This window comes from Rhizobium sp. RAF36 (assembly GCF_052114105.1).
Classification (GTDB): Bacteria; Pseudomonadota; Alphaproteobacteria; order Rhizobiales; family Rhizobiaceae; genus Rhizobium.
Genome location: NZ_JBFREC010000004.1, coordinates 492,443 through 509,192, shown reverse-complemented (window position 1 = coordinate 509,192; position 16,750 = coordinate 492,443). Strand labels below are relative to the sequence as shown.

The window sequence follows — 16,750 nt, the reverse complement described above, 5'->3', positions numbered from 1 at the left end:
GAGGGAGGTATTGGTGGCGGATATGGAGGTCTCATTCAGGTTCACAACCATCCCCTAAACCCCCAAAACCTTGTGCAGCGTATCCATCCGCTGCGGCAGCTCGCCGACCGGGAATTCAGACACCACCTGTCCATGATCCATCAGATAGAACCGGTCGGCAATGCGGCTGGCGAAGCGGAAATTCTGCTCCACAAGCAGGATCGTCATGCCGCGCTTCTTCAGCGTCTTCAGCACTTCGCCGATGCGCTGGACGATAACGGGAGCAAGCCCTTCCGTCGGCTCATCGAGCAGCAGCATCTTGACGCCGGTGCGCAATACGCGGGCGATCGCCAGCATCTGCTGCTCGCCGCCGGAAAGCTTGGTACCGGAGCTGGCGCGCCGCTCGTAGAGGTTCGGGAAGAGTTCGTAGATTTCATCGACGGTCATGCCGCCCGGCGCCACGACTGGCGGCAGCAGCAGGTTTTCCGAAACTGTCAGCGTCGAGAAGATGCCGCGCTCTTCGGGCACGAAGCCGATGCCCTTATGCGCCGTCTTGTGCAGCGGCACCTGCATCATGTCGGTTCCGGCAAAGCTGATCCTGCCCTTCCGCGCCCGCACGATGCCGGTGATGGTGCGCAGTGTCGTCGTCTTGCCGACGCCGTTGCGGCCGAGGATGGTGATCGTCTCGCCCTCGCCGACGGTCATGTCGATGCCGTGCAGGATGTGGCTTTCGCCGTACCAGGCATTCAGCCCTTGAATTTCCAGCAATGCCGCCATCAGCCCTCCTCCGCGCCCATATAGGCCTGGCGGACACGCGGGTCCTGGCTGACGGTGGCGTAATCGCCCTCAGCGAGAATTTCGCCGCGCTGGAGCACGGTCACCTGCTGGCAGATATTGGCGACGACAGAGAGATTGTGTTCGACCATCAGCACCGCGCGATCGCGGGCGACGTCGCGGATGATGGCGGAAACGACGCTGACATCCTCCTGCCCCATGCCGGCCATCGGCTCGTCGAGCAGCAATACCTTGGGATCGAGCGCCAGTGTCGTGGCGATCTCCAGCACCCGCTTGCGGCCATAGGAAAGATCGGCGGCCAGCGCATCGCGCTCCTTGGATAGGCCAACGCTGGCGAGCAGTTGCTCGGCGCGCGCCGTCAGCTGGTCGAGCGCAGAAAGCGGCCGCCAGAACTGCGTCGAGAGGTTGTTGGGCCGCTGCAGCGCCACACGGACATTGTCGAGCACGGTGAGGTGCGGAAAGACCGCCGAAATCTGGAAGGAGCGGACGAGGCCCATGCGGGCGACCCGGTCCGGCGGCGTCTTGGTGATATCGGTACCCATCAGCATGATCGTGCCCGCCGTCGGCTGCAGGAACTTGGTGAGCAGGTTGAAGACCGTCGTCTTGCCCGCCCCGTTCGGGCCGATCAGCGCATGGACGCTGGCATCGTGTACATCGAGATCGACGTTCTTCACCGCGGTGAAGCCGCCGAAATCCCGGCGAAGGCCGCGGGCGGAAAGCACCACCCGCGGCTTCGTATCATTGACTGGTGCGGAAACCGCCATCGATCACTTCACCAGATCGCAGCCGCTCTTGGCGGGATCGATATAGGCGTCCTTGCCGGGGATTGTGGCGAGAACATTGTAATAGTCCCACGCCTCCTTGCTCTCGTCAGGCTTCTTGACCTGCAGGAGATACATATCGTGGATCATCCGGCCGTTGGCGCCGACAGTCCCGCCGCGGCCGAAGACGTCGTCGACGGGCATTTCATGCAGCTGCTTGGCCACCGCTTCCGTCTCGTCCGTGCCGGCCTTCTGGACGGCTTTCAGATATTGAAGCACGGCGGAATAGGTGCCTGTATGAATCATGTTCGGCATCTTGCCGGTGCGGTCGAAAAACTTTTTGCCGAACGCACGGCTTTCATCGTCGCGGTTCCAATAGAAGCCTTCTGTCAGCGTCAGACCCTGCGCCGCTTCGAGGCCGAGACCATGAACTTCGGCGAGCGTGAAGAGCAGCGCGGCCAAACGCTGGCCGCCCTGGACGATGCCGAATTCGGCCGCCTGCTTGATGGCATTCGCGGTGTCGAGGCCGGCGTTCGCCAGGCCGATGACCTTGGCGCCCGAAGACTGCGCCTGCAGCAGGAAGGACGAGAAGTCCTGACTGGACAGCGGATGACGCACGGAGCCGACGATCGTGCCGCCATTGGCCTTGACGAAGTCGCCGGTCTGCTGCTCAAGCGAATAGCCGAAGGCATAGTCGGCGGTCAGGAAGAACCAGCTGTCGCCGCCCTGCTTGACGAGCGCGCCACCGGTGCCGACCGCCAGTGCATGGGTGTCATAGGCCCAATGGAAGCCGTAGGGGCTGCAGGCCTTGCCGGTCAGGTCAGTGGTCGCCGCACCGGTGACGATATCGATCTTCTTCTTTTCCTTGGCGACGGCCTGGACGGCGAGCGCCACCGAGGAGGTCGTGAGCTCCATGATCGCGTCCACCTGCTCGGTGTCATACCACTGGCGGGCAATATTGGAGGCCACGTCGGGCTTGTTCTGGTGGTCGGCATCGACGATCTCGATGGGCATATCGAGCACCTTGCCGCCGAAATCCTCGACCGCCATCTTGGCGGCCTCGACCGAAGACTTGCCGCCGAAATCGGCATAAACGCCGGACTGATCGTTCAGAATGCCGATCTTGACCTTGCCGTCGGATACCGCCCCGCTTTGGGCGAAAACGGCCGTGCTGCTTGCCAGAAGAAATGCAAGTGACGCAATGAAGCTCTTTCGCATAAGTCTCTCCTCCCAGAGATTGGCAGATCGCGATCTGTTCAAATTTGATGAGCCACCCTCCTCAAGGCAGCCACTCAACGCCCACGATCACGGAATTTCCACCGTGAGGCAACCAGACGTTTACAATTAATTCCAAACAGTATCTGTTCATTTTTGCACAGAACCGTACCGAAACCGCCATTTCCGGCCTCTCTGCTGCGCATCACGCGAAGCTGCATTAGACCAAAGACTAAGATAAGCACGGACCTTCGATGACCAACTCCTCGCAGTTTACTTGGGACGATCTGCAGTTTTTTCTAGCCGTGGCCAGAACCGGGCAGCTGTCGACTGCGGCGCGGCAGCTCCGGAGCAGTCATACCACCGTATCACGGCGGATCGACCGGCTGGAATTCGCGCTGAAGGTCAAACTCTTCGAGCGCAATCCGCGCGGCTATGTGCTGACGGCGATGGGCAACCGCTTCGTTGATACGGCCGAGAAGATGGAGCAGGAGACGGAGCGGCTGCGGGCCGATCTTGCGACAGGTGCCATGGCGCAGCGCGGCGTGGTGCGGCTGAGTGCCCCGGAAGGGTTTGCGAATTTCTTCTTTGCGACGGTGCTGCCGCAATTTGCCGAGCGTCATCCGCATCTGTCGCTGGAGCTGGTGACGATCCAGCAGATCATGTCGCTGTCGCGCAAGGAGGCGGATATCAGCGTCGTGCTCGACGAGCCGAAGGGCGGACCCTATTATGCCGAGAAACTCACGGACTATCATCTGCAGGTCTATGGCTCGCGAGACTATCTGGCCGCCAACCCCCCGGTCGTCAGCCGCGAGGATCTGCTGTCGCATCCGTTCATCAGCTATATCGAGGAGATGATCTTTGCGCCGGGGCTGGATTACCTCGGTGACGTTCATCCGCGCATCAAGCCGCAATTCCAGAGCTCCAGCATCTTCGCGCAGCTGACGGCGACGCGAAACGGGCTTGGGCTCTGCGTGCTCCCCTATTTCTTCGCCAGCCGCTATCCCGAGCTCGAACGCGTACTGCCTGATGAGGTGGATCTGAACCGCAGCTACTGGATCACCTGCCACCAGGACCAGAAGCAGGCTCCGCGCGTGCGTGCCGTCATCGGTTTTTTGCGCGACGCCGTTACCTGGCCGGATGCACGCTTCATTCCGCCCTTCGCAACGCCGGCCGCCCGCAGGGGCGGCTGAGCGCCTCGGCAGCCCTGCGAAAACCTGGCGTACCGGCGGGGCCGCGAAGCGGCTTGCGTGCGGCCTGAGGCTGGGTCCATGATGCGCCGTCTTTTCGAGTCCATTTGCCCCATGAATTCAGAACCGGATATTGCCATCATCGGAGCGGGCGCCGCAGGCGTCGGCGCAGCAAGAAGGCTTGCAAAGAGCGGCCTTTCCGTTTCGGTCTTCGAAGCCCTGCCCCGGATCGGCGGCCGCGCCTGGACACTGAACACGCCTGTTGCCGCGATCGATCTCGGCTGCGGCTGGCTGCATTCGGCCGACCGCAATCCCTGGACGCGGATTGCCGAAGAGGCCGGTATCCCGGTCGATAGCAGACCGAGCGCCTGGCACCGGCAGGATCGCGATTTCGGCTTTCCCAGAGCCGAGCGCGACGCCGCCCGCGCTGCCTTTGGCCGCTGGGCCGAGCGAGTTGCCGAGGCACCTCCGCCAAGCGACTGTGCCATCGACGCTGTGGAGCCCGGCGAGCCCTGGCTTGCCTATATGCAGGCGCTGAGCGGCTATATCAGCGGCGACGAGTTGGAGCGCATCTCGGCGGAGGATTATGCCGCCTATGACGAGGCCTCGACGGAGAACAACTGGCGTCTCGAGACCGGCTATGGCGCGCTTGTCGCCGCCACGATGCCGGCGTCGGTGGAGCTGCATCCGGCAACGCCGATCCAGTCGATCTCCCTCGAGGGCAGCCGTTTGACGGTGCGGACGGAGCGCGGGACCATCAGGCCGCGAGCACTGGTCATCACCGTTTCCACCAATGTGCTCGCCAGCGATGCCATCGCCATGCCCTCCTCGCTCGACCCGTGGCGCGAGGCCGCATTGCAGCTGCCGCTCGGCAACAACGAAAAGCTCTATTTCGAAATCACCGACGGTCACAGTTTCGATGACGAAAGCCATGTGATCGGCAATCCGCGCGATCCCAAAACGGCAAGCTACTATATCCGCCCCTTCGGCAAGCCCGTCATTGAGGTCTTCCTCGGCGGAAGAGGCGCCCGCGCCGTGGCCGAAAACCCGGAAGCGGCTTTCCCGCGTGCGATGGAGGAGCTTTCGGCGCTGTTCGGCTCCGGCATTCACAGGGAACTTCGCCCGCTTGCCGCGTCCGATTGGACCAACACCCCCTCGATCCGCGGCGGCTACAGCCATGCCTTGCCCGGCCACGCTGCGGCGCGGCAGGCCTTAGCACGGCCGTTCGACAACCGCATCTTCTTCGCCGGCGAAGCGACCAACCGCACCGATTTTTCGACCGCGCACGGCGCCTATGAAAGCGGGCTTCGGGCCGCCGAAGAAGCGCTGCAGGCGCTCGGCCGGTAGAGCCGTATCCCCCAATTGCAACCGGTAGAGCTTTATGCCACGCTGGCCGTGCCGTTTCGGCATTCGCAGAGGAAGGGGACCCCTCGCATGCTTCTATTTCTTGCATTTTTGATCGGTATCATTGCCGGCCTTCGGGCCATGACCGCACCGGCCGCCGTCGCATGGGGCGCAGCCCTCGGCTGGTTCGACGTATCGCAGACGCCGCTCGCGTTCATGGGCTACAAGTGGACGCCGTGGATCTTCACGGTGCTGGCCGCCGTTGAGCTGATCACCGACCAGCTGCCGACCACGCCAAGCCGCAAGGTGCCGATGCAGTTCGGCGCCCGCATCATCATGGGCGCTTTGACCGGCGCCACGATCGGCGCATCCGGTGGCTCGCTGGTGGGCGGCCTGATTGCTGGTATCGTCGGCGCGGTCGTTGGAACGCTCGGCGGTGCAGCCGTCCGCGGCAAGCTTGCTGCCGCCTTCGGCAAGGATACGCCCGCCGCCCTCATCGAGGACGCAATCGCCATCGTCGGCGCGCTCCTGATCGTATCGGCCGTCGCATGAAGACTTACGACGCCATCTTCATCGGGGCTGGTCAGGCCGGCCCCTTTCTCGCTGCCCGCATGGCTGAGAAGGGCATGAAGGTGGCGTTGATCGAGCGCAAATATCTCGGCGGCACCTGCGTCAATGCCGGCTGCATGCCAACAAAAACGCTGGTCGCCAGTGCCCGCGCCGCGCATGTGGCCCGGACCGGCGGCGACTACGGCGTCAGGATTTCCGGCGCCATCGATATCGACATGAACACGGTGCGCAAGCGCGCCGAGACGGTGACCATGAACGCCCGCAACGGCCTGATCGGCTGGTTCTCGGGCATGAAGACCATGGAGGTCATCTATGGTCATGCGAAATTCACCGGCCAGAAAACCGTCGAGGTGAACGGCGAGACGCTGACCGCGCCGCTGATCTTCCTGAATGTCGGCGCCCGCCCGACTATCCCGGACTTTCCAGGCCTTGCCGATATCGATTATCTCACCAGCACCTCGATCATTCAGCTCGACACCCTGCCCCGCCATCTCGTGGTGATCGGCGGAAGCTATATCGGCCTTGAATTCGCACAGATGTACCGCCGCTTCGGCGCCGAGGTGACCGTTATCGAGCGCGGCCCTAAGCTCGCGTCCCGCGAAGACGAGGATGTTTCGGATGCGATCGAAGAGATCATCGTTTCCGACGGCATCACGGTTCACACCGGCGCGGAGAACATCGCTTTCGCCAACGAGGCTGACGGTGTCGCTGTCTCGATTTCCGGCAAGCCGGATATCCAGGCCAGCCATGTGCTGGTCGCCACCGGCCGCACGCCGAATACCGGCGATCTCGGCCTCGAAGTGGCTGGCGTCGCCACAGACAAGCGCGGCTTTATCACCGTCGATGACCGGCTGATGACCAATGTCGAGGGCATCTATTCGCTCGGCGACTGCAATGGCCATGGCGCCTTCACGCATACATCCTACAACGATTTCGAGATCGCCGCCGCCAACCTGCTCGATGGCGGCGACCGCAAGGTCTCCAGCCGCATTCCGGCCTACGCGCTCTATATCGACCCGCCGCTCGGCCGCGCCGGGATCACCGAGAAACAGGCCCGCGCCTCGGGCCGCAAGGTGCTGGTCTCGAAACGGCCGATGAGCCGGGTCGGCCGCGCCAACGAACGTGGCGAGACTAAGGGCTTCATGAAGATCGTCGCCGATGCGGAGACCAAGGAAATCCTCGGCGCCGCCTTCCTGGGGATCGAAGGCGACGAAGCGATCCACGGGATCATCGATGCTATAAATGCCGGAACCCGCTATCCGGTGCTGCAATGGTCGGTGCCGATCCATCCGACGGTCTCCGAACTCATTCCGACCATCATCGGCGATCTCAAGCCGGTTTGATCAGACAGGCCATCTGACGCGGTTTCCGGACTTGCATTCTTTCCGATTTTGGATTTACCTCGCCCCGTTCTCAGGGCGGGGTGCAATTCCCCACCGGCGGTATCGGGGTTATCCCCGGAGCCCGCGAGCGCTTCCAGCAATGGAAGGTCAGCAGATCCGGTGAGATGCCGGAGCCGACGGTATAGTCCGGATGGAAGAGAGCATGCAGGCAGAACCTCTCCAGGGAGAGGTGACTGATGCTGTTCGCCCAAGGGAGAATTGGGCCGCCACGGCGGCTCGAAGCAACAGCCAGAGATGGCACCCTTGAAAGGCAGAGACATGACAATCGCAACCAAACCGCAGGGTCACCGGATCGCCATCGTGCGTGCCCGCTGGCACGCCGGTATCGTCGATCAATGCGTGAATTCCTTTATCTCGACATGGAAGGCGCAGAGCACCAACGCGGCGGAGGTCGACATCTTCGACGTGCCGGGCGCGCTTGAAATCCCGCTCCATGCGCAGACACTGGCCCGGACCGGCAAGTATGCGGCGATCCTCGGCTGCGCCTTCGTCGTCGACGGCGGCATCTATCGGCACGACTTCGTTGCCGGAACCGTTCTCGACGGCATGATGCGCGTCCAGCTCGATACCAATGTGCCGGTGCTGTCGGCGGTGCTGACGCCGCACCACTTCCAGGAAAGCGAAGCGCATATCGAGTTCTTCATGAACCACTTCGTCATCAAGGGTCAGGAAGCGGCCAATGCCTGCCGGGCGATCCTTGAGGCCCGCAGCAATCTCGCCGTCGCCGCACTCTGATGGCAATGCGCCGGGAAATCACCCCGGCGCATTGATCACTTCGCCGTAAAACGGTGCGCCTTGCCGCGTTCCGCAGCCGGTGCAGTGCTTGTCAGCACCTGGCCGTGGAAACGGCTCAGCTGATCGGTGACGTCGACGATTTCGCTTTCGACACGCGCCGCGTCCCAGCCGAGCGCAACCGCGGCGATGGTGGCAATTTCCTGCAATCCCTCGATCGTCAGGCGCCCCTCGACTGCCAGCGTCGTGCGGCGTAGCACGATATCGGCGAGATGAACGACGAGTTCGTTGCGGGTGATCCAGTCGATTTCCTTGAAGCTGTGCTGCGGCGCGCCGGTCAGTCTCGTATCGTCGGAATGTACCGAAGCGGATGCGAGGATCGCCGCGGCCGTCGTGCCGTACCGGCCCAGCAATTCATCGGCGCGCTCGATCGTCACGCCGCCCTTCGCTGCCAGATCCTTGATCCAGTGACCGCGCTTCTCGCCATCGGCGGGAAAGCCCTTACCGCCGCCGATTGCAAGGTAGCGGGTCGATTCATTGCGGTTCCGCAGCAGGCGGGAGAGAACGGTATCGGCGACCTCCTCGGCGAAGCCCCGGAACGTCGTCCATTTGCCGCCGACCAGCGAGACGATCGCGAACGGGCGGTTGCCTTCGGGTTCCTTCACCGGTGCGGAATGGTCGCGGCTGATGAGGCCCGGTGCCGTCGCATCCGATGCCGGGAGCGGGCGGATGCCGCTATAGCTATAGACGATCTGATTGCGGTCAAAGCGCAGCGTCGGCAGCAGCGAACGGACGCTCTCGAGGAAATAGTCGGTCTCCGGCTCTTCGCAGCGAACGTCATCGGGATTATCGGCCGGAATGTCGGTCGAGCCGACCAGCGCCAGGCCGAGGTAGCTGTAGACTAGGCAGATGCGGCCATCGTCGGCCTCGAAATAGATCATGTGGCCGTTCAAGCTGCGTACCAGTTCGGGATGATCGAGCAGGATATGCGAGCCCTTGGTGCCGCCGATCATATTGGAGGGGGCGCCGAGTGCAGCGTTGACATGATCGATCCAGGGACCGGCGGCGTTGACGACGAGCTTCGGCTTCACCGCGAACTCGCGGCCATCGGCCTGCCGGAATGTCAGCGATCCGCCTGAGACCGTTTCCATCGTGGTGAAATTGGCAGCCAGACTTTTCGGATTGGCATCGAGGCCATCGCGCACGAGTTCATAGACCAGCCGCTCAGGCCGGCTGATCTTTGCGTCATAATAGATGCCGCCGGCGACGATCGCTGGGGTCACATGCGGCATTTCCTTGCGGGCCTGCTTCTTCAGGATCAGCCGGTGTTTCGGCATCACCCGATCGCGCGAGCCGAAGAAGTCGTAGAGCCGCAGGCCGATCTTGATCAGCACCGCACCGCGGCTGCGCGGTGCCGTCTTGGAGCCGAAGAGTGTGCGGATCGCCGCCCAGATGCCGCGCGTCCAGGAAAAGACCGGGATGAAGGTCGGCAGCGGCTCGACGCAATGCGGCGCGTTCTTGAGCAGAAGATTGCGCTCCAGCGTCGACTGCGCGACGAGGCCGAATTCGCCGGTCTCCAGATATTTCAGCCCGCCATGGATGAGCCGTGAAGGTGCTGCACTCGTGCCCGAACCGAAATCCGCCTTGTCGACGATCAGGCAGTTGACGCCCTGCACCGAGAGATCGCGAAACAGCCCGGCGCCGTTGATGCCCGCGCCGATGATGAGAACGTCGATGTCGCCCTCGCCGAGATCGGAGAAGCGCTGCTGCAGATCGGCTGTCATGATGTCATCGTCCTAAATCGCCCGCCGCGGCAGGCATCATTCATTTCAGTTTGCAGCCTGATCGGGCGCCAGCGCCGCAATCTTCGGCCAGAGCGGTGTCATGGCATCGGCGATTTCGCGAAACACTTGGTAACGCTTCTCGTAGTCGGCACTGCGCGCCGGGTCCGGCTGGCAGGTCTTCTCTATGCTTGCGGTATCGCGCGGATCGCTTTGCGGATCGGCATAGATCCCGGCGCCCGATCCGGCGCAGAGCGCCGCGCCCCAGGCCGCGGCTTCATCCGTTTCGGTAACGGTAACCGGCATGCCGAGAATATCGGCAAACATCTGCACGACGGCAGGATTGCGCGAGATGCCGCCCGCCAGACGAGCCCGGTCGAACGAGAATCCGTCGCGGAGCGCATCGACATGGATGCGGTGGTTGAAGGCAATACCCTCAAGCACGGCCCGCAACATGTCGCCGCGATCGTGCCAACCGCCGAGCCCGAAGAACCCGGCACTAGCCTCCGCGCCATAGGGCGAGCCGAAGAGATAGGGATGGAACAGCGCAGTCGAGGGCCGCTTGAATGCCGCATCGATCTCCGGGCCAAGTAACGCGTGAACGGAGCGGCCGTTCGTCTTGGCCTCCAACCGCTCGGCGGCACAGAGCTTGTCGAGAAACCAGTCGTAATTTGCCGTCGAGGCCGGAGAGATCGACATGCTGTTCCAGATGCCGGGTGCAATGCCGTTACGGCAGAACCAGCGCCTGTCGACGCGCGGTTCGGATGATAGTGTTTCGTTGATCGAATATGTGCCGGCGATGATGGCGACGACACCCTTGCCGTATCCCCCGGCGCCGAGCGCCGAGGCGGTGACATCATGCAGACCTGCCATGACGGGCGTGCCTTCGGCAAGCCCGGTCAGATTTGCGGCCTCGCGCGTCACCCGGCCGACGATCTGATCGGAACGGGACGCCGGCGGCAGGGCGTGAACGAGCTTCTGTAGACCGAAGAGCCGCAGCGCATCCTGGCTGTAATCCTGTGTCCTGACATCGGTGAAGGAGGTGCTGGCCTCGGTGCGATCGGTGCCGATGATCCCTGTCAGGCAAAAGCGCAGCCAGTCCTTGCAGCTGATGAAATGGCCGATGCGCTTGTAGCGCTCGGGCTCCATTTCGCGGATCCAGGCGAGCAGCGCCGAGGGTGCGGAGACATGCGGGATCTGGCCGGTCAGTTCGATGGCGCACTGGGCGACATCGCCGTCGGTCCATTCGTTGACGATCGGCCCTGCCCGGCTGTCGAGCGACAGGATGGCGCGGCCGAGCGGCTGCTGATCCCCGTCGAGCAGATAGATGCCGTCGCCATGCGCGGTGGCGGCTATACCCTGGATATCGCTTGCGGGGCGCTTGCTGAGCGCGATCGCCTCGCGGATAGCATCGGCCGTCGCGCTCCACAATTCGCCCATGTCGCGCTCGATATGGCGCGCCTTGGGAATGAACTGCGTGACGCGGCGCCTGCTGACTGCGAGCGGCGTGCCGTCAATGTCGAAAATGACGGCCTTGGTGACCGTCAGGCCACTATCGATCCCGAGCAGACTCGGCATTCGCCTTCCTCACTATCAGCAACCGGTGACCGGGTTACGAGCGCCCTCCGGCGCTCTTGGCGACCACCACGTTGATATCCTTGGACCGCATGCGGTCGATATGCACGGCGTCAGTCTTGTCGTCGACGATGACGACGTCGAACTCGTCCAGTGCTGCGAAACTATGGAGTGCCCGCCGTTCGAACTTGGTGTGATCGGCAAGCAGGATGCGTTTGACGGAACAGTCGAACATGGCGCGCTTGGTATCGAGGGTCTCCGGCGACTGATGCAGCACCGTGCCGTCGCTGATCGCCGACATGGAGATGAAGGCGATATCCGCCCGCAGCCCTTTGATCTCGCTGATCGTCATCCGGCCCATGAAGGCGTTGCACCAGTTGTAATACTGGCCGCCGAGCGCCAGCAGCGTCACGTCATGCATGCCCGTCAGCGCGTTCATCAGCGTCAGCGAATTGGTGATCGCCGTGACAGGCACCTTCGACGGCAGGTGCGCCGCCATCTGCAGAACCGTCGTCGAATCGTCGAAGAAGATCGCCTGCCCGGGCTCGACGAATTGCATCGCCGCCTCGGCAATCAGCTTTTTCTCCGTTGCCTGCCGGTTCGAGCGATAGACGTCGCTCGATTCGATCAGGTTCGTCGCCGCGGCGGTCACGATGCCGCGCGTCTTGCGGAAAAGCCCGCGGCTGACGAGTTCATCGACATCGCGATGAGCCGTCATCAGGCTGATCCCGAAGCGATCCGTCAGGTCTTCGATCCGCATCGAGCCTTCATTCATCACGGCCTCCGCGATCATGCGGCGGCGCGCGATCTGGCGCGTCTGCCGGCTGTCGCTTGTCAGCTCTTCCAACAGATCTTCGCCCTGGCTCGTCTTCTGTGTCACGGGGTCACCCTTGTCGCTGAATTCTGGATCCCAGCTTCGTACAGTGATTGCCACGCCAAGGCAAAAAGGTGAAACGGAACGGGCGGTTGCGGCCGCGGGCACCATTTCAGGCATTGCGGAAGCCGGGCGGGTGGATGCCGCCCGGCTCTGAAAGAGCGCCCTGCCGGGCGCCCCTTCGATGTTACTGCGACAGGACGAACGGGCCGGTATACTTGTCGACATTGTCCTTGGTGATCAGCAGGCAATCGAAGAGCTGCTTTTCGCTCTTGGCGCCGGTGCTGCCATTCTTGATGACATTGTCGGCCTGCTTGACGGCTTCTTCAGAGAAGACGGCAACCGGCTGGAGAACGGTGTACTGCAGTTCGCCGGCCTTGATCGCCGCAACAGCGTCCGGAGAACCGTCGAAACCACCGACCTTGATGTTGGCGAGCTTGCCGGCTTCCTTGAGCGCTGCGATCGCGCCGAGGGCCATTTCATCGTTGCCGGAGATCACGCCGACGATGTCAGGATTTGCCTGCAGCATGGACTGCATCTTGTTGTGACCCTTGGTGCGGTCCCAATCGGCAACTTCCTTGGCAACCTTCTTCAGGTCCGGGTACTGCGACAGAACGGTTTCGTAGCCGTTGGAGCGGGTTGCAGCGTTGTTGTCCGAGGGAGCGCCGAACAGTTCGGCATAGTTGCCCTTGTCGCCGACAGCTTCGACCCACTGCTGCGCACCGAGGGCGGCACCCTGGGCGTTGTTGGAAACGAGCTGCGCCTTCGCCAGGCCTTCCTGGTTGATTTCAGCGTTGACGAGGATGACAGGGATACCGGCGGCAACAGCCTTCTTCACCGCACCGACCGAACCGTCGGCATTGGCTGGGTCGAGAATGATCGCGACAGACTTGTTGGTGATTGCCGTGTCGATCAGGTTGCTCTCGGTGTTGGTGTCACCCTTGTGGGCGCTGACCGAAGCCGTGTAGCCGAGCTTTTCGGCAGTGGCCTTGGCAACATTGCCTTCCGTCAGCCAGTAGGGGTTCGACGGATCGTTGACGATGATCGTCATGGCACCGGCTGCCCAGGCGGACGTTGCGAGGAGCGGTGCGACAGCCGCGGCGGCGAGAAGAATGCGCATGCCTTTTTTAAACATAGTCTCTCTCCCATTAGTGAGCTCAGTTGTGCCGGGAACCGGCGTTGCTTTCCCCAATCGGCCTTCTTGGAACCCCAGCCTGCCGTCGTGGATAAGTTTCAGTCGCAGCCGTCAGGACGATTTGACCCGGCGGCCGTATTGGATGCTGTTCATCAGCACGGCGAGAACGATCACCGCACCGGTAAAGACCGTCTGCCAGTAGGCGGAGACGCCGATGATCACGAGACCATCCGACAGGAAGCCGATGACGAAGGCGCCAAGCATGGTGCCGCGCACCGTACCGCGGCCACCGGTGAGGGCCGCGCCGCCGATGACGACGGCAGCAATCGCGGTCAGTTCGTAGGTCGTGCCAGCCGTCGGACCCGCCGACGTCAGCTGCGACGAGAGCACGAGGCCGGCGATCGCGGCGCAGACGCCTGAGAGCACATAGACGATGATCTTGACGCGCTTGACCGGAACGCCCGAAAGATCGGCCGCGCGCTCGTTGCCGCCCGATGCATAGAGCCAGCGGCCGAAGGCCGTGCGGCTGAGAACGATGCCGCAGACGATGGCGAGCACGGCAAGGACGATGACACCGATCGGCACACCGCCGAGGCGGTTGAAACCGAGCCAGTCAAAGCCGGTATTGCCGAGTTCGGGACGGCCGCCGAGATTATTGTATGTGAGACCGTTGGTCATCAGCAGCGCGATGCCGCGGGCGACATAAAGGACGCCGAGCGAGGCGACGAAGGCCGGCACCTTGAGATAGGCGACCAAAACGCCGTTGACCGCACCGACCAGGGCGCCGAGCGCACAGGTCAGCACCACGACGGCCCAGACCGGCGGATAGAGGATGACGCCGAAATAGCTGAGCGTGACGCCCTGCATCAGGAAGCCGGCAATGCAGCCCGCGAGCCCCAGCGTCGAGCCGACGGAGAGGTCGATGCCGCCATTCAGGATGACCAGCAGCATGCCGATCGCCAGAATACCGAAGATGGCGACATGCGACGCCATGATCAGAAAGTTATTGAGGCTGAAGTAATAGGGCGACAGGAACGAGAAGACCGCGATGATGACGATCAGCGCGAAGAACGCCCTGCCCTCAAGGATGAGACGCACGATATTGGTGTTGCGCTTCTGCCCGTTCGGAACTGTCTTCTTTTGGGTGATATCTGTGACTGACATAATCAGTGCTCCATAATTCCGGGCTAGTGCGCGACCACGGCTTCGCCGGAGGCGGCCATGATCTTTTCCTTGGTGACGTCAGAGCTGAACTCGGCCGAGATACGGCCGCGATGCATGACGATGATGCGATGGGCGATGCTCAGGCATTCGTTGACTTCGGAGGTCGAATAGACGACCGCGAGCCCCTGCTTGGCGCGCTCCGCAAGCAATTTGAAAACTTCCGCCTTGGCACCGATATCGATGCCGCGACTCGGTTCGTCGAGCAGGATGACCTTCGGCTGTGTGGCCAGCATCTTGCCGATGACGACCTTCTGCTGGTTGCCGCCGGAGAGCGAGCCGATCGACGCCTCGCCGCCATCTGTCTTGACGTGAACACGGCGGATCGCATCGTTGACCAGCTCGCGTTCGCGCCGGCCTGAAGTGAAGAGCCCCTTGGTGAAGGCGCCGATGCTGGCAAGCGACAGATTGGTGCCAACAGTCATCGTCTGCACGAGGCCATCGCGCTGGCGATCTTCGGGAACGAGAACGAGGCCGCTTTCGATACGCCCGGCAATGCTGAGGCCGCCGACATCCCGGCCCTCAAGCAGGACCTGGCCGCCGCTCGAACGCAGACGACCGGCAACGCATTCCAGAAGCTCGGTACGCCCCGCGCCCATCAGGCCATAGATGCAGACCACTTCTCCCGCGCGCACTTTCAACGACAGCCGGTCGACGGCGTTATAGGCAGCGCCCGACGGACCGGGCACGCTGAGATTCTCGATCGACAGCGCCACCTGGCCGAACTGATGACCCTCGGGCGGGCTGCCGAGATCGAAATTGTCGCCGACCATGTTGCGGACGATCCATTCGAGATCGATGTCCTTGCGCTCGGCATAGGCAGTCATGGTGCCGTCGCGCAGGACGACGGCGTGATTGGTGATCTGCAGCGCCTCTTCGAGATGATGCGAGATATAGACGATCGAAACGCCGCGGCTCGTCAGGTCGTGGATGACCTTGAACAGAACTTCGACTTCGGTGGCGCTCAGCGCCGAGGTCGGTTCGTCCATGATCAGAATGCGCGAATTGACCGAGAGCGCGCGGGCGATCTCGACGATCTGCTGCTGGCCGAGGCGTAGGTCCTCGACGCGCGTCAGCGGATCGATGTCTTCCTCGAGCTCCTCCAGAAGCGCGCGTGTCTGGCGCTCTTCCTCGGCGAAATCGACGACACCGCCCTTGATGATCTCCCGGCCCATGAAGATGTTGTCGCGGACGCTGAGATTGGGCGCCAGGCTGAGTTCCTGGTGAATGATCGAGATGCCGTGTTCACGCGCATGGGTCGACGAGGTGAAGCTGATCGGCGAGCCATCGAGGATGATTTCGCCCGAGCTCGGCAGCACGACGCCGGAGAGGATCTTCATCAAAGTCGATTTGCCGGCACCGTTCTCTCCGAACAGCGTGGTCACCTGACCGCGATGGATGTCGAAATTCACGCCCTTGAGGGCATGCACATTGCCGTAGGACTTGGCGATGTTGCGGGCGGCGAGAACGACTTCGCCCTGCACTCCGTTACTGCGCAGCGGCTGGCTCATTTGACTTCGACCTTGACGGGCGTGACCAGCCAGTTTTTCGGATTGATCAGCTTGAACACGCCGACCACGGTCGCGGATTTCCCATCCAGCGTTTCCGGATCGAGGCCGGTAAAGACCGACTTCTTCATCTCGTTGTTGATGGCCGATCCGGCGTCCTGATACTGGATCTGATTGGTGAACTGGCCGAACTCGATGGTGCCGGTGGCATCGCGGAGGTCCGTGCCGTTGACCGCAGGACCGGTCTGGACACGGACCACCGTCTCGGGAGGCAATCCATCGACTTTGAGTTCGTTGGTGTTCGATTTGCGGGCGCCGAACGTGCCGGTCAGCGTGACGGGAATGACCGGTCCGGTGCTCGTCGCGGTGCCGTATTTCTCGGCGGCGGCCTTCTTGTCGGCGGCGATGGCGGCGGCAAGATCGGCAGCCGGCACGGCGCGCTCCTGCACATTGGCCAATATCTTCGGGAACTGCTCGGCGCCAAAGGTCTCCGGCGAGAAGACCTGCTGCCTGACGTCGTTTTCGGAACCGATCTTGACCACCGTCGTGTCGAGCGCGATGGCGCCGACGACGGCAACAACGAATGCCACGCCCACGATAAGCTTCAGATTGCTGCTGCTCGGCTTCGGTGCTGCGTAATCGGACTGTGTGCTCATGTCGAGACGGC

15 protein-coding genes and 1 riboswitch are annotated in these 16,750 nt (G+C 62.6%); of the genes, 5 read left to right on the top strand and 10 right to left on the bottom strand.

What is annotated here, in order from left to right:
* Positions 1-54: 54 nt before the first annotated feature.
* Genes AB4Z25_RS17610 through AB4Z25_RS17600 form a run of 3 tightly spaced genes read right to left on the bottom strand, consistent with a single transcriptional unit; the run spans position 55 to position 2,753 of the window.
* Positions 55-756, bottom strand: coding sequence for an ABC transporter ATP-binding protein (locus AB4Z25_RS17610; RefSeq protein WP_442208718.1), 702 nt, complete (start codon positions 754-756; stop codon positions 55-57).
* Positions 756-1,538: an ABC transporter ATP-binding protein gene (locus tag AB4Z25_RS17605; protein WP_112596792.1), complete on the bottom strand. Its 783-nt coding sequence runs from the start codon at positions 1,536-1,538 to the stop codon at positions 756-758. Before AB4Z25_RS17605 ends, AB4Z25_RS17610 begins: the two co-directional genes overlap by 1 nt.
* Before the next feature lie 3 nt (positions 1,539-1,541).
* The gene (locus AB4Z25_RS17600; protein WP_442208716.1) at positions 1,542-2,753 is read right to left on the bottom strand and encodes an ABC transporter substrate-binding protein; all 1,212 of its coding nucleotides are present in this window, start codon (positions 2,751-2,753) and stop codon (positions 1,542-1,544) included.
* A 251-nt stretch (positions 2,754-3,004) separates the two neighbouring features.
* Between AB4Z25_RS17600 and AB4Z25_RS17595 the strand changes: the two genes are divergently transcribed.
* From AB4Z25_RS17595 to AB4Z25_RS17575, 5 genes are all read left to right on the top strand, one after another.
* Positions 3,005-3,943 (top strand): LysR family transcriptional regulator, encoded by a 939-nt coding sequence (locus AB4Z25_RS17595; RefSeq protein WP_442208714.1) that lies wholly within the window; start codon positions 3,005-3,007, stop codon positions 3,941-3,943.
* A gap of 81 nt (positions 3,944-4,024) precedes the next feature.
* Positions 4,025-5,287 (top strand): flavin monoamine oxidase family protein, encoded by a 1,263-nt coding sequence (locus AB4Z25_RS17590; RefSeq protein ID WP_442208786.1) that lies wholly within the window; start codon positions 4,025-4,027, stop codon positions 5,285-5,287.
* A gap of 87 nt (positions 5,288-5,374) precedes the next feature.
* On the top strand, positions 5,375-5,836 hold the full coding sequence (locus AB4Z25_RS17585; protein WP_442208713.1) for a DUF4126 family protein: 462 nt from the start codon (positions 5,375-5,377) through the stop codon (positions 5,834-5,836).
* Positions 5,833-7,197, top strand: a complete 1,365-nt coding sequence (locus AB4Z25_RS17580; RefSeq protein ID WP_442208712.1) for an FAD-containing oxidoreductase — start codon at positions 5,833-5,835, stop codon at positions 7,195-7,197. The genes AB4Z25_RS17585 and AB4Z25_RS17580 overlap by 4 nt, the downstream gene beginning before the upstream one ends.
* A 62-nt stretch (positions 7,198-7,259) precedes the next feature.
* A riboswitch (FMN riboswitch) is annotated at positions 7,260-7,403 on the top strand.
* Between the two features lie 112 nt (positions 7,404-7,515).
* A complete protein-coding gene (locus AB4Z25_RS17575; RefSeq protein WP_442208711.1) occupies positions 7,516-7,992 on the top strand; it encodes a 6,7-dimethyl-8-ribityllumazine synthase in 477 nt (158 codons plus the stop codon).
* Positions 7,993-8,027: 35 nt separating this feature from the next.
* Here AB4Z25_RS17575 and AB4Z25_RS17570 read toward each other — a convergent pair whose 3' ends face one another.
* The 7 genes from AB4Z25_RS17570 to AB4Z25_RS17540 all read right to left on the bottom strand — a co-directional run bounded on the left by AB4Z25_RS17570 (position 8,028) and on the right by AB4Z25_RS17540 (position 16,739).
* Entirely contained in the window at positions 8,028-9,773 is a 1,746-nt protein-coding gene (locus tag AB4Z25_RS17570) for a glycerol-3-phosphate dehydrogenase/oxidase (RefSeq protein WP_442208710.1), read from the bottom strand.
* 45 nt (positions 9,774-9,818) lie between these two features.
* Positions 9,819-11,348: an FGGY-family carbohydrate kinase gene (locus AB4Z25_RS17565; protein ID WP_442208709.1), complete on the bottom strand. Its 1,530-nt coding sequence runs from the start codon at positions 11,346-11,348 to the stop codon at positions 9,819-9,821.
* Positions 11,349-11,382: 34 nt separating this feature from the next.
* Positions 11,383-12,225: a DeoR/GlpR family DNA-binding transcription regulator gene (locus tag AB4Z25_RS17560; protein WP_442208708.1), complete on the bottom strand. Its 843-nt coding sequence runs from the start codon at positions 12,223-12,225 to the stop codon at positions 11,383-11,385.
* 181 nt (positions 12,226-12,406) lie between these two features.
* Positions 12,407-13,354, bottom strand: coding sequence for a D-ribose ABC transporter substrate-binding protein (locus AB4Z25_RS17555; protein WP_112388461.1), 948 nt, complete (start codon positions 13,352-13,354; stop codon positions 12,407-12,409).
* Positions 13,355-13,465: 111 nt separating this feature from the next.
* A complete protein-coding gene (locus AB4Z25_RS17550) occupies positions 13,466-14,518 on the bottom strand; it encodes an ABC transporter permease (protein ID WP_112514762.1) in 1,053 nt (350 codons plus the stop codon).
* A gap of 23 nt (positions 14,519-14,541) precedes the next feature.
* On the bottom strand, positions 14,542-16,086 hold the full coding sequence (locus AB4Z25_RS17545) for a sugar ABC transporter ATP-binding protein (RefSeq protein WP_442208707.1): 1,545 nt from the start codon (positions 16,084-16,086) through the stop codon (positions 14,542-14,544).
* Entirely contained in the window at positions 16,083-16,739 is a 657-nt protein-coding gene (locus AB4Z25_RS17540; RefSeq protein WP_442208706.1) for a DUF2291 domain-containing protein, read from the bottom strand. The genes AB4Z25_RS17545 and AB4Z25_RS17540 overlap by 4 nt, the downstream gene beginning before the upstream one ends.
* Between the last annotated feature and the right edge of the window lie 11 nt (positions 16,740-16,750).